16 protein-coding genes are annotated in these 18,590 nt (G+C 66.6%); 12 read left to right on the forward strand and 4 right to left on the reverse strand.

What is annotated here, in order from left to right; genetic code table 11:
* Positions 1–133: 133 nt before the first annotated feature.
* The 10 genes from K1Y73_RS11015 (at position 134) to K1Y73_RS11060 (ending at position 14,264) form a co-directional block, all read left to right on the forward strand.
* On the forward strand, positions 134–1,012 hold the full coding sequence (locus tag K1Y73_RS11015) for an N-acetylmuramic acid 6-phosphate etherase (protein ID WP_225028349.1): 879 nt from the start codon (positions 134–136) through the stop codon (positions 1,010–1,012).
* A 49-nt stretch (positions 1,013–1,061) separates the two neighbouring features.
* Positions 1,062–2,309, forward strand: a complete 1,248-nt coding sequence (locus K1Y73_RS11020) for an ABC transporter substrate-binding protein (RefSeq protein WP_225028350.1) — start codon at positions 1,062–1,064, stop codon at positions 2,307–2,309.
* Positions 2,310–2,390: 81 nt separating this feature from the next.
* Entirely contained in the window at positions 2,391–3,308 is a 918-nt protein-coding gene (locus tag K1Y73_RS11025; protein ID WP_225028364.1) for a carbohydrate ABC transporter permease, read from the forward strand.
* A complete protein-coding gene (locus tag K1Y73_RS11030) occupies positions 3,308–4,147 on the forward strand; it encodes a carbohydrate ABC transporter permease (RefSeq protein WP_225028351.1) in 840 nt (279 codons plus the stop codon). Before K1Y73_RS11025 ends, K1Y73_RS11030 begins: the two co-directional genes overlap by 1 nt.
* Positions 4,144–5,166: a Gfo/Idh/MocA family protein gene (locus K1Y73_RS11035; protein WP_225028352.1), complete on the forward strand. Its 1,023-nt coding sequence runs from the start codon at positions 4,144–4,146 to the stop codon at positions 5,164–5,166. Before K1Y73_RS11030 ends, K1Y73_RS11035 begins: the two co-directional genes overlap by 4 nt.
* Before the next feature lie 7 nt (positions 5,167–5,173).
* Complete coding sequence (locus K1Y73_RS11040; protein ID WP_225028353.1) at positions 5,174–6,178, forward strand: ABC transporter ATP-binding protein; 1,005 nt, start codon at positions 5,174–5,176, stop codon at positions 6,176–6,178.
* A 312-nt stretch (positions 6,179–6,490) separates the two neighbouring features.
* Positions 6,491–9,535, forward strand: coding sequence for an Ig-like domain-containing protein (locus tag K1Y73_RS11045; RefSeq protein WP_225028354.1), 3,045 nt, complete (start codon positions 6,491–6,493; stop codon positions 9,533–9,535).
* Between the two features lie 21 nt (positions 9,536–9,556).
* Positions 9,557–10,870 (forward strand): TolC family protein, encoded by a 1,314-nt coding sequence (locus K1Y73_RS11050; RefSeq protein ID WP_225028355.1) that lies wholly within the window; start codon positions 9,557–9,559, stop codon positions 10,868–10,870.
* Positions 10,867–13,095: an ATP-binding cassette domain-containing protein gene (locus tag K1Y73_RS11055; RefSeq protein WP_225028356.1), complete on the forward strand. Its 2,229-nt coding sequence runs from the start codon at positions 10,867–10,869 to the stop codon at positions 13,093–13,095. The genes K1Y73_RS11050 and K1Y73_RS11055 overlap by 4 nt, the downstream gene beginning before the upstream one ends.
* Entirely contained in the window at positions 13,092–14,264 is a 1,173-nt protein-coding gene (locus K1Y73_RS11060; RefSeq protein WP_225028357.1) for an HlyD family efflux transporter periplasmic adaptor subunit, read from the forward strand. The genes K1Y73_RS11055 and K1Y73_RS11060 overlap by 4 nt, the downstream gene beginning before the upstream one ends.
* Here the strand turns inward: K1Y73_RS11060 and fliP are convergent.
* From fliP to fliF, 4 genes are read right to left on the reverse strand one after another with little or no spacing between them, the layout of a single operon-like run.
* On the reverse strand, positions 14,261–14,983 hold the full coding sequence (fliP, locus tag K1Y73_RS11065) for a flagellar type III secretion system pore protein FliP (protein WP_225028358.1): 723 nt from the start codon (positions 14,981–14,983) through the stop codon (positions 14,261–14,263). The genes K1Y73_RS11060 and fliP overlap by 4 nt on opposite strands.
* Positions 14,980–15,249, reverse strand: coding sequence for a FliM/FliN family flagellar motor switch protein (locus tag K1Y73_RS11070; protein ID WP_225028359.1), 270 nt, complete (start codon positions 15,247–15,249; stop codon positions 14,980–14,982). Before K1Y73_RS11070 ends, fliP begins: the two co-directional genes overlap by 4 nt.
* Complete coding sequence (locus K1Y73_RS11075) at positions 15,242–15,844, reverse strand: FliH/SctL family protein (protein WP_225028360.1); 603 nt, start codon at positions 15,842–15,844, stop codon at positions 15,242–15,244. Before K1Y73_RS11075 ends, K1Y73_RS11070 begins: the two co-directional genes overlap by 8 nt.
* Entirely contained in the window at positions 15,844–17,496 is a 1,653-nt protein-coding gene (gene fliF, locus K1Y73_RS11080) for a flagellar basal-body MS-ring/collar protein FliF (RefSeq protein ID WP_404819083.1), read from the reverse strand. The genes K1Y73_RS11075 and fliF overlap by 1 nt, the downstream gene beginning before the upstream one ends.
* 72 nt (positions 17,497–17,568) lie before the next feature.
* On the opposite strand from fliF, the gene K1Y73_RS11085 reads away from it, so the two are divergent.
* Together K1Y73_RS11085 and K1Y73_RS11090 are read left to right on the forward strand one after the other, a co-directional pair.
* Positions 17,569–18,063 carry a flagellar basal body-associated FliL family protein gene (locus tag K1Y73_RS11085; RefSeq protein WP_225028362.1) on the forward strand — a complete coding sequence of 165 codons (495 nt, stop codon included), beginning with the start codon at positions 17,569–17,571 and terminating at the stop codon, positions 18,061–18,063.
* A gap of 9 nt (positions 18,064–18,072) precedes the next feature.
* Positions 18,073–18,465: a hypothetical protein gene (locus K1Y73_RS11090; protein WP_225028363.1), complete on the forward strand. Its 393-nt coding sequence runs from the start codon at positions 18,073–18,075 to the stop codon at positions 18,463–18,465.
* The last annotated feature ends 125 nt before the right edge of the window (positions 18,466–18,590 follow it).

An 18,590-nucleotide genomic window follows, 5' to 3' on the forward strand; every position in this document is an offset into this window, starting at 1 on the left:
TGATACCATGATAATACCAAATCCAAACTGGTATTGCCGTATGTGCCAAAATCTAGCGCCAAATCGCGGTTTCCTACAAGAGACTTTACAGGTGGTATTGTTTTGGCATTATCACAGAATCAGGGGGAATCACATGGCCGAAGGCTCGACCGAAGCGCGCCATCCGTCATCGGACGGGTTGCACCGGATTCCGGCAGCCGAGGCATTGGCGCGGCTTCTGGCGGCGCAGGCCGATGCGCTGGCCGCGGTCGGGCCGGCCCTTCCCGCGATCGAGGCGGCGGCGGATCTGGCCCTGGCGGCGCTGGCCGGGGGCGGCCGCCTGGCCTATGCCGGGGCCGGGTCGTCCGGGCTGATGGCGCTGGCCGATTGTCTGGAACTGGCCGGCACCTTCGGCATCGCGCCGGCGCGCACGCCGGTTCTGTTTGCCGGCGGGGCCGAGGCGCTTTTGCACATGCGCGGCGCGGTCGAGGACGATCCGCAGCTTGCCGCGGCCGATTTTGCCCGCTCGGGGTTGCGGGCAGGCGATGCGGTGATCTGCATCTCGGCCTCGGGCACCACGCCCTATACGCTGGAAGTGGCGCGTCTGGCGCGCACGGCGGGCGTGCGGGTGGTGGGGATCGCCAATGTGCCGGGATCTGCCCTGCTGGCGGGCAGCGATGTTGCGGTGGTGCTTGCGACCGGGGCGGAAATCGTGGCCGGATCGACCCGGCTGGGCGCGGCCACGGCGCAGAAAGCGGCGCTGAACCTGATTTCGGTGCTGCTGGGCATCGGGCTTGGCCATGTGCATGACGGGTTTATGGTCAATCTGGTGGCCGACAATGCCAAGCTGCGCGGCCGGGCCGAGCGGATGGTGGCGCTGCTGTCGGGGGCCGATTTGGGCCATGTCAGAGCCGCTTTGGCCGCGACCGGCGGGGCGGTGAAGCCGGCGGTTCTGGTGGCCCGGGGGCGATCGGCCGACGAGGCCGCGGCGGATTTGCAGCGGACGGCAGGCCATCTGGCGCCGCTGTTGTGACGAAAGCGAAGCAATGGGCCGCCAAGGCCCGAGCAACAGGGAGAACGAGATGACCAAGTCTTTCCGCACGATGCTGCTGGCCAGCACGGTTCTGGCGGGTCCGGTCCTGGCCGAGACCACGCTGACGATCGAAAGCTGGCGCAATGACGACCTGACGATCTGGCAGGATGTGCTGATCCCGGCCTTCAACGCCCAGCACCCCGACATCACCGTGGTTTTCGCCCCCTCGGCGCCGACCGAATACAATGCCTCGCTGAATTCCAAGCTTGAGGCGGGGTCTGCCGGCGATCTGATCACCTGCCGGCCCTTCGATGCCTCGCTGGACCTGTACACCAAGGGCTATCTGGCCGATCTGACCGATCTGGCGGCGATGGCGAATTTCTCGCCCGTCGCGAAATCGGCCTGGCAGACCGATGACGGCAAGGCCACGTTCTGCGTGCCGATGGCCTCGGTGATCCACGGCTTCATCTACAATGCCGATGCCTTTGCCGAGCTGGGCCTGACCCCGCCCAAGACGAACGCCGAATTCTACGCCGCTTTGGACAAGATCAAGGAAGACGGCACGTATATCCCCATGGCCACGGGCACCAATGACCAATGGGAAGCGGCGACGATGGGCTATCAGAACATCGGGCCGAATTACTGGAAGGGCGAAGAGGGCCGGTTGGCGTTGATCGCGGGCACCCAGAAGCTGACCGACGAGCCCTGGGTCGCGCCCTATCGCGAACTAGCGAAGTGGAAGGATTATCTGGGCGACGGGTTCGAGGCGCAGACCTATCCCGACAGCCAGAACCTGTTCACCCTGGGCCGCGCCGCGATCTATCCGGCCGGATCCTGGGAAATCGCGGGCTTCAACAGCCAGGCGGGCTTCAAGATGGGGGCCTTCGCGCCGCCCGTTCAGGCCGAGGGCGATACCTGCTATATCTCGGACCATACCGATATCGCGATCGGCATGAATGCGGCCTCGCCCAATGCCGAAGCGGCGAAGGTGTTTCTGGAATGGGTCGGCTCGGCCGAATTCGCCAAGCTTTACGCCAATGCCCTGCCGGGGTTCTTCAGCCTGAATTCCACCCCGGTGGCGATGGAAGACCCGCTGGCGCAGGAATTCGTGTCCTGGCGCGAGACATGCCAGCCGACGATCCGGTCGACCTATCAGATCCTGTCGCGCGGCACGCCGAACCTGGAAAACGAGACCTGGAATGCCAGCGCCAATGTGATCAAGGGCACCGAGACGCCGGAAGATGCGGCGAAGCGGCTGCAGGATGGGCTGGCAAGCTGGTACGATCCGCAGAAGTAAGCGCGGGTTGAGGCGAAGACCGGGGGGCCAGCCCCCCGGACCCCCCGGGATATTTTTGGACAGATGAAGAGGGGCGATGGCATGGCGCAGGGGCGGCCGGTGCGGTGGCATATCGCAGTGTTCCTGGCACCCGCCGTGGCGGTTTATACGGCGCTGATGATCATCCCGCTGTTCGGGACGCTGGCGCAGAGCCTGTTCAATCTTGAGGCGGGGGCGCGGGTCTTTGTGGGCCTGGGCAATTTCCGGCGGCTGTTCGGCGAGGCGCTGTGGTCGGATGCGTTCTGGAATGCGCTGGGCAACAATCTGTGGTTCTTCCTGATCCATATGTTGGTGCAGAACCCGATCGGCATTGCGCTGGCGGCCTTGCTGTCTTCGCCGAAGCTGCGGATGGCGGCCGTCTACCGCACGGCGATCTTCGTTCCGACCATTCTGTCCTTCGTGATCGTGGGCTTCGTCTGGAAGCTGATCCTGTCGCCGATCTGGGGCATCGCGCCCGGGATGCTGGATGCGGTGGGGCTGAAATCGCTGTTCGCGCCCTGGCTGGGGAAAGAGGAATACGCCCTGACCGCGCTGGCGCTGGTGTCGGTCTGGCAATTCGTCGGCATTCCGATGATGCTGATCTATGCCGCCCTGCTGAGCATTCCCGACGAGGTGCTGGAGGCCGCGGAAATGGACGGGATCACTGGCTGGTCGCAGTTCTGGAAGATCAAGCTGCCCTTGATCCTGCCGGCGATCGGCATCATCTCGATCCTGACTTTCGTGGGCAATTTCAATGCTTTCGATCTGATCTACGTGGCGCAGGGCGCGCTGGCGGGCCCGAATTACGCCACCGACATTCTGGGCACCTTCCTGTACCGTACCTTCTTTGGCTTCCAGCTGCAGACCGGCGATCCCTATATGGGTTCGGCCATTGCCGGGGCGATGTTCGGCATCATCCTGATCGGCGTCTGCCTGTACCTGTTCGGCATTCAGACCCGGCTGCGGAGGTATCAGTTCTGATGGCCCACGCCCGTTCCCATCTGGGCCGCAGCATCGCCGCCCATGCCGCGCTGATCGCCTATACGGTGATCGCGCTGTTCCCGGTTTTCGTGATCGTCATCAACAGCTTCAAAAGCCGCAAGGCGATTTTCGCCGATCCGCTGGCGCTGCCCGGCCCCGGCACATTCGATCTGGTGGGCTATCAGACGGTGATGAAACAGGGCGATTTCCTGCTGTATTTCCAGAATTCGATGATCGTGACCTGCGCCAGCCTGTTCTGCGTGCTGCTGTTCGGGGCGATGGCGGCCTTTGCCCTGTCGGAATACCGCTTTCGCGGCAATCTGCTGATGGGCCTGTATCTGGCGCTGGGGATCATGATTCCGATCCGGCTGGGCACGGTCGCGATCCTTGAGATCATGGTGGCCAGCGGGCTGGTGAACACGCTGACCGCGCTGATCCTGGTTTACACCGCTCAAGGCCTGCCGCTGTCGGTGTTCATCCTGTCGGAATTCATGAAGTCGGTCTCGGATGACCTGAAGAATGCCGGGCGGATCGACGGGCTTTCCGAATATGCGATCTTCTTCCGGCTGGTGCTGCCTTTGGTGCGCCCGGCCATGGCAACCGTCGCGGTCTTTACCATGATCCCGATCTGGAACGACCTGTGGTTCCCGCTGATCCTGGCCCCGGCCGAAGAGACCAAGACGGTGACGCTGGGCGCCCAGGTTTTCATCGGGCAGTTCGTCACCAACTGGAATGCGGTTCTGGCGGCGCTGTCGCTGGCGATCCTGCCGGTTCTGGTGCTGTACCTTGTCTTCTCGCGGCAGTTGATCCGCGGCATCACTGCAGGAGCCGTCAAATGATCCGCACTCTGGTGGCCGGGCTGGGCAATATGGGCCGCAGCCATGCACTGGCCTATCATCGCGACCCTGATTTCGATCTGGTCGGGCTGGTCAACCGCTCGACCCCGCGGCTGGACCCGGATCTGGCCGGATATGAGGTCACGCCCGATTTCCATCAGGCTCTGACACGGCTGAAACCCGATCTGGTCTGCGTGGCGACCTATACCGACAGCCATGCCGATTTCGCCGTGGCCGCGATGGAGGCGGGGGCGCATGTCTTCGTGGAAAAGCCCCTGGCGATGACGGTGGCCGAGGCGCGGCGGGTGGTGGATTGCGCGAAGGCGACCGGGCGCAAGCTGGTGGTCGGCTATATCCTGCGCCACCATCCCAGCTGGATGCGGATGATCGCCGAGGCGCGGGCCCTGGGCGGGCCCTATGTGTTCCGGCTGAACCTGAACCAGCAAAGCGCGGGCCCGACCTGGGAGGTACATAAGCAGCTGATGCAGACCACCAGCCCCATCGTCGATTGCGGTGTGCATTATGTGGATGTGATGTGCCAGATCACCGATGCGCCGCCGGTCGAGGTGCGCGGCATGGGGCTGCGCCTGTCGAACGAGATTCCGCAGGACATGTACAATTACGGGCATTTCCAGGTGATCTTCGCCGATGGCTCGGTCGGCTGGTATGAGGCCGGCTGGGGGCCGATGATGTCGGACACCGCGTTTTTCGTGAAAGACGTGGTCTCGCCCAATGGCGCGGTGTCGATCCGCATGCCGGAAAGCGCGAAGTCGGATGATCACGACACGCATACGAAAACCTCGATGCTGCGGATACATCGGGTCGGCCAACCGGATCAGGATCTGAACATGGCGGATGAGCCGGGGCATCAAGAGCTGTGCGAACGAGAGCAGGCCTTCATGGCCCGCGCGATCAAGGAAGACATCGACCTGACCCGGCATATGGAAGATGCGGTGCGGTCGCTTGCGGTCTGTCTTGCGGCGGATGAAAGCGTCCGCTCGGGCCAGCCGGTGAAACTGTGAGGGGCCGATGGGCGCGCTTGAGCTGAAGGGGATCACCAAGCGCTTTGGCGCGACCGAGGTGATCAAGGGCGTCGACCTGCGGGTCGAGGATGGCGAATTCTGCGTCTTCGTCGGGCCTTCGGGCTGCGGGAAGTCAACGCTGCTGCGCATCATCGCCGGGCTGGAAGACGCATCAGCCGGCGATATCCTGCTGGATGGGGTGCGGGTCAATGATGTGGCCCCGGCCCGGCGCGAACTGGCGATGGTGTTCCAAAGCTATGCGCTCTATCCGCACCTGACCGTGCGCGACAACATGGGCCTGGCGCTGAAACAGGCCGGGATCGGCAAGGCCGAGATCCGCGCCGCCACCGACAAGGCCGCGCAGATGCTGGCGCTGGAGCCCCTGATGGACCGACGGCCGGCGGAACTGTCGGGCGGGCAGCGGCAGCGCGTGGCGATCGGCCGGGCGATCGTGCGCACCCCGAAGCTGTTCCTGTTCGACGAGCCGCTGTCGAATCTGGATGCCGCGCTGCGGGTGGCGACGCGGATCGAAATCGCCCGCCTGCATCGCGATCTGGGCGCCACGATGATCTATGTGACCCATGACCAGGTCGAGGCGATGACCTTGGCCGACAGGATCGTTGTCCTGCGCGCGGGCAAGGTCGAACAGACCGGCCGGCCGATGGATCTGTACAATGACCCCGACAATCTGTTTGTCGCGGGCTTCATCGGCTCGCCGCAGATGAATTTCCTGAACGCCCCGGCCCTGTCGGCGCCGGGCGCGACTTTGGGCGTGCGGCCCGAACATCTGCAGGTCTCGCGCAGCGCCGGCGCGATTGAAGGCCAGGTCAGCCATGTCGAGAAGCTGGGCGGCGAAACCCTGGCCTATGTGAAATCCGCCCTGCATGGCCTGCTGACCCTGCGGCTTTTCGGGGAACATGATTTTATCATGGGCGAGACGCTGTATCTTTCACCAGAGCCGCAACGGCAATTCCATTTCGATGCCGAGGGTCTGCGCCTTCGGATTGTTTGATCCGATGTGAATAACATCTTCCGGTTGTAAATGGGCGGGCCGAGGGGGAAAAATCGGCCCGTTACATCAATTTCACCCCATACCCACTAGAAATATCACACAAACTTGGATATCCAGTTTTCCAATATGGGCTGACAGGCAGCCTGAAACACAACATGTCGGCATAGAACCGACTGTCTGAGGCGGAGTAGTGATATGGTCAAGGCGATTGATTTCGCCGTCCGCGATTCTGCGGGCGGAGTGGTGCATGGTACCGTTTCTGGAAATGCGGCGAACAGCGTCGTGCAAATGGGGATCGGCGACGAGATTTCATTGAATCTCGCACGCCAAAGCATCACCGGCTATGCAAAGCATGGCGATGATCTGGTGATTACCCTGGTCGATGGGCGTGAAATCACGCTGGACGGCTATTTCAATACCGTGGGCGAGGCAAATCAGCTTTACCTGTCGCAGAATGGCGAAGTGATTGCCGTTGAATTGACCCCGGGCAATGCCGGCACGGTTCAGGTGGCCTATGGCCCGGCCGATGGCTGGGACAAGTTCTCGACGCTGGACGATCTGCGCTTCGCCCAATCCGACGATCTGGCCATGGTGCAGGGCGCTTCGGACGATCCGGCCGGCATGGCGATGTTCGTGCCCGGCCTTCTGGGCCTTGGCGGCGCCGGCGCGGCGGCGGCAGGTGCGGTGATCGTCGGCGGCGTCGTTGCGGGCGGCGGCGGCGGTGGTGGCGGCAATGGCTCGGGCCCGGCGGCGCCCACGGTCGATGATCCGACCTCGTCGCATACGGTCACGACCAATACCGAAGACCCGACACTGCATGTCTCGGGCACGGGCGAGCCGGGCGACCAGGTCGTGGTCAAGATCGGCGACCAGACCCAGACCACCACGATTGGCGAAAACGGCACCTGGCAGGTGACCTTCCCCGAAGACGGGCTGCCCGCCGACGGCAATCATGAAACCGAAGTCACCTTCACCCATGGCGACGGCACGACCGAAGTGCTGGACGGGCCGACCTTCATCCTTGACCTGACCCCGCCGGCCGTGTCGATCACCGAAGGCGTGCAAAGCACCGGCGATGTCGAGAATGCGGCGGAATATGCCGATGGCGTCACGATCCGCGGCGCGGGCGAAGTCGGCGCGACCGTCACGGTCAACGTGAACGGCCACAGCCAGACCACCACGATCGGCGAAACCGGGACCTGGTCGGTGACCTTCCCGACCAGCCAGGTGCCCGAGGGCGAACACCAGTTCCCGATGACGGTTACCGCCACCGATGCGCTGGGCAATGCGACCGTCATCACCGACACGCTGGTTGTCGACACGCTGGCCGACCCGATCGGCTTCGATGCGGTCACTGCGGACAATACCGTGAACGCGGGCGAGAATGGCGCTGGCTTCTCGATCACCGGCAGCTCGACCGCCGGCGCCGTGCTGGAGGTGACGCTGCAAGGCGTTACCCAGACCGTGACCGTGGGCAGCGATGGCAGCTGGACGGCCACCTGGGCGGCGGGCACGCTGACGGCGGGCGAATATGACGCCACCGTCACGGCGACCACCACCGACTGGGCCGGCAACACCAACACCCAGACCCATACGTTCCGCGTCGACACCACCACTTCGGTGGCCTTCGCGACCACGCCGGTTGCGGTTGACGATGTGGTCAACGCGACCGAAGCGGCGGCTGGCGTGACGCTGACCGGCACGGCCGAGGCCGGCGCCACGGTTCAGGTCAGCTGGAACGGCACCACCCTGCCGGCCACGGTTGCCGCCAATGGCAGCTGGTCGGTGACCTTCCCGGCAGGCGCGGTTCCGGGCGGCAGCTATGCCTCGACCGCCACGGTCACCGCGACCGATGCGGCCGGCAACACCGCCAGCGCCACGCGGCTGGTCACGGTCGACACCGAAACCTCGGTGGCCTTCAACGCCAGCCAGGCCGGCGGCGACAGCATCGTCTCGGGCAGCGAACGCGGCGCCGGGCTGACCCTGACCGGCACCGCCGAGCCGGGCGCCACGGTCGAGGTCACCTTCCAGGGTGTCACCCGCACGGTGACCGCCTCGGGCACGGGCGAATGGTCGGCCAGCTATGCCGCGGGCGACTATTCGGCCGGCACCTATGACAGCACCGCGACCGTCGTTTCGACCGATGCGGCCGGCAACACCGCGACCGCCAGCCATGTCATCCATGTCGACACCGAAGTCGCGCCCTTCTCGATCACCAAACTGTCGACCGGCGCCGACCAGGTGCTGAACGCGGCTGAAGCCGCCAATGGCCTGACCGTGACCGGCACGGTCGAGCCGGGCTCGACCGTCACCCTGAAGCTGAGCGGCGGCGCCAGTGTCACCGCCACCGTCGCGGCCGATGGCAGCTGGACCGCGGTGATCCCGCCGGGGCAGCTGCCCTCGGGCGAAACCACCGCGGCGCTCAGCGTCACCGCAACCGACGCGATCGGCAACGTCGCGACGCGCAGCGAAACCGTGGTCATCGACACTTTCGTCCGCGACTTCGCGCGCAGCGGCGGCGCGATCGGCGGCGACGGGGTGCTGAACGCCCAGGAAACCGCGGCGGGCCTGGTCTTCTCGGGCACGGTCGAACCCAGCTCGACCGTGGTGGTCGCGATGTCCTCGGGCGGAAGCAAGACCGTGACCGCCGGCACCGATGGCAGCTGGACCGTGGCCTTCGGCGCGGCCGATCTGCCCAGCGGCGAGGGCAATGCCAGCGTCACCTTCACCGCGACCGACCCGGCCGGCAACACCGCCACTTTCAGCGACAGCTTCGCCTATGACACGGTTCTGCCCGGCATCCCCGAGGTCATCAGCTTCTCGCGCACCAGCGCCGGGCTGCGCGGCATCGGCACCGAGCTGACCGACGACACCTACAGCTTCACCGCGGTCAACAGCGATGGCAGCACGCAGACGATCGGCGCGACCCGCCAGGACGACACCTTCTATGGCGAAACCGAGTTCCGGCTGACCCAGACCGTGCCGGATGGCACCTATCTGGTGATCAACACCGGCGATGCGGCGGGCAACCACACCTCGACCCTGCTGATCGTCGACAACTCGGCGGCGGTGGATGTCGATCTGGACCGCGCGGGTCTGGGCGGGTTCGACCTGTCGGCCATCGACCTGACCTTTGCCCCCGAGGCGCATCTGACGCTGACCGCCGGCGATCTGGCCCGGCTCAGCGGCAGCGATCACGATCTGCTGGTCAAGGGCGGCTCGGACGATCACGTGGCCCTGTCCAGCGCCACCGCGACCGGCGCAAGCCAGGTGATCGACGGCGAAACCTACGATGTCTACAGCCTGGGCGGCCGGACCGTTCTGGTGGACGAGGACATCCAGACCACGGTGATCTAAGGTAAGGCCGGGATCACCGGGATGTTCCGCACCCCGAAGGACCGGATCGGCGCCGCGGCCCTGACCCTGGCGCTGGCCGGCTGCATGGGCCAGGGCGACGCGCCGCAGGCTTCAAGAACCGCACTGGCGCCGGGCGATCCGGCGCTGGTCGCCCCGGAACTGACCGCGCGGGGCGAGGTGGTTTCCACCCTGTTCCCCGCGCTTCAGGCGCGCCGCTCGGTTCTGGCCCCGGGCAGCGCCTATCGCATCGTGGCCGATGCGGTGCTGCAGGCCAGCGCCGCATCGGCCGAATCCGCGCTGCGGGTCAAGCGGCTGACCGCCGAGGCGCGGTCGAAGAACTGGCTGCCGAAGATCGGGCCGGATGTCAGCCTGACCTCGCTGTCCTCGATCGTGGCCGGGCTGGTCCTGGATCAGGCGCTGTTCGACAATGGCCGGCGCCGGGCCGAACGCGATCTGGCGGCCGCCGATGTCGAAGTGGCGGCGGTGACGCTGGCGACCGAGTTGAACAACAGGGTCTATGAAGGCCTGAGCCTGTATATCGAGGCAGAACGTGCCGCGGATCTGGCCGCGATCACCCGCACGGCGCTGGCCCGCATGGACGAATTCGAACGGATCGTCCGGGTGCGCTTTGAGGGCGGGCTTTCGGACAAGTCGGAATATCGGCTGATCAGCCAGAAGCGCGCGGAAATGCAGGCCACGCTGGCCAGCGCCGAAGAGGGCCGTCTGACCGCCTTGGCGGAACTCAGCGCGCTGGCTGGCGGGCCGGTCGCTGCGGCCTCGGGCCTGTCGGTGCTGCCGGACGATGCCGAAACGCCCGAAGCCTTGGCGGTGCTGAAGGCCCGGGGCGAGGCCGCGCGGACCCTGGCCGAATTGCGCCTGGCGCGGGCCGGGCTGCGGCCCGGTCTGGCGGCCGAAGCGGGGCTGGGGCTGGATGGCGGGCTGTCCACCACGGTTGCCGTCGATGGCGAGGCCTTCGGGTTCGGCCATCGGGCCAAGCTGCAGGCCCTGGCCGAGGGCGAGGAAGTCGCCCGGCGTCAGGTGGAAGAAACCGGCCGCGACAGCGCCCGCAAGATCCTGTCCCTACAGCGCGACATTGCCAGCCTGACCGTCGAACAGGCACAAGGTGCTGCGGTTTTGGCCGCAACAGAGACGAATCTGGATCTGTTCACCGAACAGTACAAGGCCGGCGGCCGCACGCTGATCGAACTGGTGGGCCAGTTCGAGTCGCTGGTGAAGATGCGGCGCGATCAGGCCAGTCTGCGCTATGAAATTGCCCGGGCGCGGCTGCAGATTGCCGCCCTGCGCGGGGTTCTGGTCGATGGAGCGTCGATGTGACCGCGGATCGGATCATTTCCTTCGATGTGAATGCCGCGCAGCTTGCGCCGGCAGGCGCCCGGCCCGCGCCGCCCGCACCTGCGCCGCCCGACCCCGAGGATGAGGATCTGGCGGGTCTGGCGCAGCTGGGATCGGTCTATGCCGGGCTTCTGGGCTGCGATCTGCCCGCGGCCGATCTGCGCGACCATCTGCAGCGCGGGACAGCCGCGGTGCCGGGCCTGACCGAGCTTGCCGGGGCCCTGCGCGCCGGTGGGCTGGGCGCGCGCCTTGTTCCGGCGCCCGACCTGCCCGCCGAAGGCTGGCCGGCCCTGGCCGAGTTGCGCAATGGCCAGATCGTGCTGATCCTGCGCCTGACCGAAATCGGGCCCGAGCTGTATGATCCCGACGCGCCGGATCTGCGGGCCGAAGTCGCGCTTGATGCGTTCATGTGTCACTATTCCGGCCGAATCCTGCAGGCGGGCCTGCGATTGGCCGATCTGGAACGCCGCCATGTGCCCGCGCGCACGGCGCCGCACTGGTTCTGGGGCGAATTCGCGCAGCACCGCCGCGCCTTTGCCGAAGTCGCCGCCGGATCGCTGGTGGCGAACCTGCTGGCGGTTGCCGTCGCGCTGTTCTCGCTGCAGGTCTATGACCGGGTGATCCCCTATCAAAGCGAGGCGACGCTGTGGGTTCTGGCGCTGGGCGTCCTGCTGGCGGTGGGGCTGGAGGGGGTGCTGAAACTGGCCCGCGCCGCGCTGATGGAAAGCACCGGCCGCCGCATCGAACATGCGGTGCAGGGCCGGCTGATGGACCGGCTGCTGGGCATGAAGATGGGTCCGGGCGAGCGGCGGCCCTCGGAACTGTTCACCGCCATGCGGGATTTCAGCCAGGTGCGCGAATTCTTCACCTCGGCCACGATAGGCACTTTGGCCGATCTGCCCTTTCTTCTGGTCTTCCTGGCGCTGGTCGCCTCGATCGGTGGGCCGCTGGTTCTGGTGCTGCTGCTGGGCGGCGCGCTGATGGTGGTGCCGGGCTTCCTGATGCAGCGCCGGATGGTCGCGCTGACGCAATCGACGCAGGGCGCCTCGCTGCGCGCGGCGAAGCTGCTGCAGGAAGCGGTGTTCGAGCATGAAACCGTCACCACCCAACGCGGCGAAGCGCGGGTAAAGCGGATTTGGGCCGAGTTGGTGACGCTTTCCGCCGCTAAGAATGCCGACCAGAAGCATCTGACGACGCTACTGTCGACCTGGGCCGCCGGGGTGCAGCAGGCGACCTATATCGCCGCGGTGGTGGTGGGCACCTATCTGGTGTTCGCCGGCCAGTTCACGGTGGGCACGATCATCGCCATCGGCATCCTGACCGGGCGCACCCTGGGCCCCCTGGCGCAGGTCGCCGCGCTGATGGCGCGGTGGAGCCAGGTGAAAGCGGCTCTGATCGCGCTGGATGCCGTGGCCGGGGCGCGTCAGGCCGAAGAGCCGGGCCGCCGTTATCTGCGCCGCGACCGGCTGACCGGCGCGTTCGAGCTGCGCCATGTGGAATTCCGCTATGATCCGCAAAGCGCGCCCACGGTGGATATCAACGCCGCCGCCATTCCGGCCGGCCAGCATGTTGCGGTTCTGGGCGCCAATGGGTCGGGCAAATCGACGCTGCTGCGGCTGCTGGCCGGGCTTTACGAGCCGTCGAAGGGCCGCATCCTGATTGACGGGCTGGATCTGGGCCAGATCCATCCGCGCGATCTGCGCCGTGGCATCGGCTATCTGGGCCAGGAAGTGCGGCTGATCGCCGGCACGATTCGCGACAATCTGAACATGAACCAGCTGGAACGCAGCGACGACCGGCTGCTGGCGGCGCTGGATTTCGCCGGGCTTGGCCCCTTCGTGCGCAACCATCCGCGCGGGCTGGATCTGGAGATCCGCGAATTGGGCGAGGGCCTGTCGGTCGGTCAGCGCCAGTCGATCGGCTGGGCGCGGCTGTGGCTGCAGGATCCGCGCGTCGTGCTGCTGGATGAACCGACGGCGGCGCTGGACCAGACGCTGGAGGCGACGCTGGTGTCGCGGCTGAAGCTGTGGCTCGAAGGGCGCACGGCGGTGATTGCCACCCATCGCGTGCCGATCCTGCAGCTGACCACGCGGACGCTGATCCTGCAGAATGGCCGGCTGGCGGTGGATGGGCCGAAGGATGCGGTTCTGGCGCATCTTGCGAAAGCCCAGGCGTCGGGGGCCCAGGCCGCGGGGGCCGGCGCATGACCGTCTGGACCGAAGATTACGAAACCCGCCGCCGCCCCTCGGCAGTGATCTGGGCCATCGCCGCGGCGCTGGTGGTGTTCCTGATCTGGGCGTCGCTGGCCTGGGTGGATGAAATCGTCCGCGCCTCGGGCACGGTCGTGTCGTCGTCGCGGCCGCAGATCATCCAGAACCTGGAAGGCGGGATACTGGCGGAACTGTCGGTGGCGGAAGGCGATGTGGTGCAGCCCGGCCAGATCCTGGGCCGGTTGCAGGCGACGCAATATCAGTCGGAGGTCGACGATTTCGCCGATCAGATCGCCGGGCTGGAGATCCGCAAGCTGCGGATCGAGGCCGAGATGCGCGGCGAGGCGAAGTTCCTGGTGCCCAGGGATCTGGCGGCGCGGGTGCCCGAGATCGTGGCGTCCGAAGCCACGTTGCTGAAGGCGCGCAGCGAGGATCTGGCGGCGCGCCGCGCCGGGGCGCAGGCGGTTCTGGACCAGACCGAGAAGGAACTGGACATTCTGGAGCGCATGCTGAAGCAAGAGGTCGTGCCGCTGATCGAAGTGACGCGGGCCCGCAAGCTGCGCGAGGATGCGGCGGCGCGTCTGGCCGAAGTGGTGACCGAGGTCGAGCTGGACCGCGCCAAGGACTATGCCCAGACGCTGGGCGATCTGGCCTCGCTGAAGCAGAAGCGCAAGATCGTTGAAGACCAGTTGAAGCGCACCGATCTGGTGGCGCCGATGCGCGGCGTGGTGAACAAGATCGCGATTTCTACCATTGGCGGGGTGGTGCGGCCGGGCGAAGAGATCCTGCAGATCATCCCGCTGGACGAGGAGTTGTTCGTCGATGCGAAGGTCAAGCCGCGCGACATTGCGGCGGTGCGCCAGGGCCAGAGCGCGGTGGTGAAGCTGTCGGCCTATGATTACACGATCTGGGGCAGTTTGAAGGGCGAGGTCACCTTCGTTTCCGCCGATACGTTCATCGACGAACGCTCGCGCGCCGCCGATGGCGATCCGCATTACATCGTGACGCTGAAGGTCGACCTGTCGCAGCTGAACGACCGGCAGAAGAAGATGGAGATCCGCCCCGGCATGCAGGCCGAGGTCGAGCTGGAAACCGGCGGCAAGACGGTGCTGACCTATCTGACCAAGCCCCTGTACAAAAGCCGCGAGGCGCTGCGTGAACGCTAGGGCCCGTAGCTGCGCACCAGCGCCGAGGCCAGCAGGCTCCACCCGTCGGCGACGACGAAGAAGGCCAGCTTGAACGGCAGCGACACCACCGCCGGCGGCACCATCATCATCCCCATCGACATCAGGATCGCCGAGACGACCAGGTCGATGATCAGGAAGGGCAGGAAGACCAGAAAGCCGATTTCAAACGCGCGCTGAATCTCTGACAGCAGGAAGGACGGCACCAGAAGCGACAGCGGCGCGTCGACGATGGCGCCGGGCGGGCGCGGGCGCAGGGCGTCCAGCGTGGCGAAGGTTTCGGGGTCGATGCGGGCCGACATGAACAGGCGAAACGGCTTTGCGGCTTCGAGAAAGGCCTGGGTCAGGTCCAGCCGGTTCTGGGTGAAGGGCTCGATCCCGCGGGTCCAGGCTTCGGTGAAGACCGGGTCCATGACATACCAGGTCAGGAACATCGCCAGGCTGACGATTAGCATGTTGGGCGGTGCCTGTTGCAGCCCGATGCCCTGGCGCAGGATCGACAGGACGGTGACGATGAAGGGAAAGCAGGTCACCATGACCGCCAGCCCCGGCACCACCGACAAAACGGTGATCAGCGCCAGAAGCTGCACCGACCGCGCGGCCAGGCTTTCGCCCTCGCCCAGGTTCAGCGTGATGTCCTGCGCCAGCGCCGGGCCGGCCAGCAGCAGCGCCAGCAGCAGGGCAAGGCCGATGCGCCTCACAATCCGCCCTTCAGATTGGCGACTTCGGTCAGCCTGACGCCCAGCTGACCGGAATTCTCGCCCTCAAGCTCGGTCAATTCGCCGCGCGCGATCAGCCGGTCGCCGACATACAGCTCCACCGGATCATCGACCCGGCGGTCCAGCGGCAGGATGGCATCGCGCGACAGGCGCAGCAGGTCTTTCACCAGGGGTCGGGCGCGGCCGACCGAGATGATGATCTCGATCGGGACCTGGGCGAAGGGCGATGTGTCGGTCAGGTCATCCATTTGGCGATATCTCCTCGGCAAGGCTGAAGAAGCTGCGCACGGCAGTGGCGATTTCGGCGGTGACACGGGTCAGGTCGACCTTGGCCTCGGCCGCGCCGAGCCGGATATAGACCTGACCCTCGCCCAGGGTCGGCTCTTCCTCGATCGTCAGGGGCAGGCCGGTCGCCTGTTCGATCAGCCCCTCGACCGCTTCGCGCATGCCGGGGTTCAGCACCAGGACCGCCGGCTGATCGCCCAGCGCCTCGGCCAGGGGCATCAGCCGTTCCAGCACCAGAGGCGCCAGCGTCTCGCGCGCCATGACCGGCAGCAGCCGGTCGGCCATCTCGGTCAGCAGCGGCTCAAGCGCCTTCAGGATATGCGCCCGCGCTTCCTGATAGGTGAAGGACAGCGCCTGCAGATTGCGGGCCAGATCGGCGCGGATCCGGGTCTGGTCTTCCGACTGCGCCGCGGCGGCATCGTCCCAGCCCGCCTTGTAGCCCTGTTCATAGGCCGCAAGCTTGGCCTCTTCGACGGCGCCGATTTCGACCGTGGCCGCGGCGGCGGCCGGTTTCGGCCGCGTTTCGGCATCGAAGACCTCAAGCTTGGGCATCGGCATCAGGCGCGCTCCTCCTCGGGCTCCAGCCAGCCGCGCAGGATCTCGATCGTCTCGGCCTGGCGTTCCTCGATCAGCCGGCGCAGGCGGGCGGCCGGGTCTTCCGGCGGCTCGGCCGTGGCTTCGGACATGAAGTCGACCATCGGCAGGTCGGGCAGGGCAAAGCCATCGTCGATCTCGCCGGTCAGCGCCTCGCCCCCGATCGCGCCTTCCGCCCCGGGCAGCGCCAGCGGGGTGGTGCCGGCAGGCAGCGCGGCCATCGCCCCGCCCCGGGCCGAGGTGAAGATCGGCCGCAGCACGAACAGGCCCAAGACCAGCGCCACCAGCGCCAGAACGCCGATCTGGATCGCCGCCATCACGTCGATCGGGCCCAGGGGCGGGAACAGGCTGGCCTGCGCCTCGGTCCCGTCAGTGGGCAGGGGCGAGAATTCCAGCGATTTGATCGACAGGATATCGCCGCGGCTTTCATCCAGCCCCACCGCTGCGGCCACCAATTCGCGCAGATCGGCCAGCTCTGCCTCGCTGCGGGCGGCCCAGCTTTGCGTGCCGTCCTGCGCGGTGGTCAGCGTGCCGTCGACCAGCACGGCCACGGTCAGCCGCTTGACCCCGCCCGGCGCCTTGGTCAGCGCGCGCTGGGTTTCCGACACTTCGTAATTCACCCGCTCGCGCGTGTCGCTGGATTGCGACTGGCCGCCCGATCCAGTGCCGCCCGCGCCCTGCGGCAGGTTCGAGGCCACGGTGACATCGGCCGCGGGCTCGGTCGCCTGCTTGCTGGATTCCTCGGTTTCCGAGGAAATCGCCACCCGCCCCTGCGGGTCCAACGTGCGCTGGGTGATCTGTTCGCTTTCGGTGATCAGATCCACCGCCACCTCGACCACCGCCTTGCCGGCCCCGACCCGCGCCGCCAGCAGCCGTTCCACCCGTTGGCGCAATTCAGCCGCCCGGTCCGAGGCCGCCGCCCCGCCCCCGGCCGGGTCTTCGTCGGCCCCGGCGATCAGCCCGCCGACCGTGTCGATCACCTGCACGTCTTCGGGCCGCATCCCGGCCACGGCCGAGGCGACCAGGTGTTTCAGCGCCCGGGCCTGGTCTTCGCTCAGCGTGCCGCGCGCCGTCGTCACGGTCACGCTGGCCGTGGGAGGGATGTCGCGGCGGAACGGGTCCGACGGGCCTTGCGCGATATGCACCCGCGCGGCGCGCACTTCGGGCACCGACAGGATGGTGCGGGCCAGCTCACCCTCTTTCGCGCGCCAATAGGCGGCGTCGAACATCTGGCTTGTGGTGCCGAAGCCCGACAGCGAATCCAGAAGCTCGTACCCGGCGCCACCGGCCGAGGGCAGGCCTTCGCCCGCCAGCGCCATGCGCAGCGCGTCGCGTTCAGTGACATCGACATAGATCGAATCGCCCCGCACCTCATAGGCGACGCCCCGCGTGTCCAGCGCCGCCACCACCTCACCCGCGGCGCGCCCGTCCAGCCCGGCATAAAGCAGTGCCATCTGCGGCCCGCCGGCCATGCGCGCCAGCGCCAGCACTGCCAGAAACACCGCAATCGTGGCGCCGGCGACGAACAGCCTGCGCCTGGGGGAAAGCCCGGTCCAGATCGAGAGCAGATTCTGCACGTTCCCCTCCTGCGGAAGTCCTTCCCGCCGGGTCAGCATTGAAGGGTCTCGCTTAACAATCGGTTAGGGGCCTTCGGTCTATTTTCGCCTGATCGCGGAACGGAGGCCGAAGTGTCGGATACCGCTGCCCCGCCCGAAGAGGCGCCGAAGAAGAAATCGAAACTGCCGCTGATCCTGGGGCTGGTCTTGATGCTGGCCCTGGGCGGTGGCGGATTTTACGCGACCTGGTCAGGCATGATCCTGGGCGGCGACCATGCCGGGGGCGAAGGCGGCGACCATGCCGCCGAAGCGCCCGACCCGCTTCCCGACATCGCCTTCGTGCCGATCGAACCCGTGGTTGTGTCGCTGGGGCCGGGATCCAGCAGCAAATACCTGAAATTCACCGCCCAGCTGGAAGTCGCCAAATCCTATGCCGGCGAGGTGACGGTGCTGATGCCGCGCATCCTTGACGTGCTGAACAGCTATCTGCGTGCGGTCTCGATGACCGATCTGGAAGATCCGGCCGCGATGGTGCGGCTGCGCGCCCAGATGCTGCGCCGGGTGCAGATCGTCACGGGCGAGGGGCGGGTGCGCGATCTTCTGGTCACCGAATTCATCCTGAACTAGGGGGGCGATGTGCAGCTGATCTCGGATTCCCTGCTGCTGGCGGCCACGATCGGGGCGGCGGTCTATTGCTATGTCCTGGCCGCGCGGCTGCGCCGTTTCACCACGCTGGAAAGCGGCATGGGCGGGGCGATCGCCGTGCTGTCGGCCCAGGTCGACGACATGACGCGGGCGCTGGAAAAGGCGCAGGGCGTGGCCGGCGCGTCGGAGAAACGTCTGGAAGAGCTGACGAATCGCGCCGATGTGCTGGCCAAGCGGCTGGAGCTGATGGTCGCCTCGCTGCACGATCTTCCGGCGCCGCCACCCGGCCCTGCCCCCCGCCCGCCTGAAGATGACGAAGACCAGCGCCGTCTGCGCTTCATCCGGCGCCGCAGCCCGCGCGGCTCGGCCGAGGCGGTGGAATGACGCGCGCCCCGGGAAAACGGCGGCGGCAGGCCGGGCGCGGGGCGCTGATCCTGATCGCGCTGATGTTCGCCGCATCGGGTGCGCTGCGCCTGGGCGATGGGCTGGGCAGCGCGATTGCCCAGACC

It is taken from the genome of Xinfangfangia pollutisoli (assembly GCF_020179405.1).
GTDB classification, from domain to species: Bacteria; Pseudomonadota; Alphaproteobacteria; order Rhodobacterales; family Rhodobacteraceae; genus Pseudogemmobacter; species Pseudogemmobacter pollutisoli.

Coding starts and splice junctions, on each gene's coding strand:
- K1Y73_RS11025 (WP_225028364.1), top strand. CDS start 2,391: ATGGCGCAGGGGCGGCCGGTGCGGTGGCATATCGCAGTGTTCCTGGCA.
- K1Y73_RS11030 (WP_225028351.1), top strand. CDS start 3,308: ATGGCCCACGCCCGTTCCCATCTGGGCCGCAGCATCGCCGCCCATGCC.
- fliF (WP_404819083.1), bottom strand. CDS start 17,496: ATGCTGACCCGGCGGGAAGGACTTCCGCAGGAGGGGAACGTGCAGAAT.
- K1Y73_RS11060 (WP_225028357.1), top strand. CDS start 13,092: ATGACCGTCTGGACCGAAGATTACGAAACCCGCCGCCGCCCCTCGGCA.
- K1Y73_RS11050 (WP_225028355.1), top strand. CDS start 9,557: ATGTTCCGCACCCCGAAGGACCGGATCGGCGCCGCGGCCCTGACCCTG.
- K1Y73_RS11040 (WP_225028353.1), top strand. CDS start 5,174: ATGGGCGCGCTTGAGCTGAAGGGGATCACCAAGCGCTTTGGCGCGACC.
- K1Y73_RS11075 (WP_225028360.1), bottom strand. CDS start 15,844: ATGCCGATGCCCAAGCTTGAGGTCTTCGATGCCGAAACGCGGCCGAAA.
- K1Y73_RS11015 (WP_225028349.1), top strand. CDS start 134: ATGGCCGAAGGCTCGACCGAAGCGCGCCATCCGTCATCGGACGGGTTG.
- K1Y73_RS11020 (WP_225028350.1), top strand. CDS start 1,062: ATGACCAAGTCTTTCCGCACGATGCTGCTGGCCAGCACGGTTCTGGCG.
- K1Y73_RS11035 (WP_225028352.1), top strand. CDS start 4,144: ATGATCCGCACTCTGGTGGCCGGGCTGGGCAATATGGGCCGCAGCCAT.
- K1Y73_RS11070 (WP_225028359.1), bottom strand. CDS start 15,249: ATGGATGACCTGACCGACACATCGCCCTTCGCCCAGGTCCCGATCGAG.